A 321-nucleotide genomic window follows, 5' to 3' on the forward strand; every position below is an offset into this window, starting at 1 on the left:
TGGTCCGGCCCGACGATGGAACTGACGAACCCGGCCACCGGGGAGGTGTCGAAGGTCTACTTGTTCGTGGCGTGTTTGCCGTTCAGCAGGTTCGCGTTCGTCTATCCCGCGGTGGACATGAAGCAGGACACGTGGCTGCGGGCACACGTGGCGATGTTCGCTGCGTTCGGTGGGTCGGTGCCCAGGATTGTGCCGGACAATTTGAAGACTGGGGTGTTGAAGCATCCCCGTGAGGGTGAGGTCGTGTTGAACGACTCGTATCGGGAGATGGCTGCGCACTACTCGGCTGCGGTGCTGCCGGGCCGGGTGAGGAAGCCCAAG

The 321-nt window shown here is 62.9% G+C and carries 1 protein-coding gene; it reads left to right on the forward strand.

The window, feature by feature from the left end; all coding sequences use genetic code 11:
• Positions 1–321 (forward strand): DDE-type integrase/transposase/recombinase (locus tag FOJ82_RS16005; RefSeq protein WP_143939489.1); only part of this gene is annotated, 321 nt, incomplete at both ends.

The sequence above is a fragment of the Tessaracoccus rhinocerotis genome, assembly GCF_007197885.1.
GTDB classification, from domain to species: Bacteria; Actinomycetota; Actinomycetes; order Propionibacteriales; family Propionibacteriaceae; genus Arachnia; species Arachnia rhinocerotis.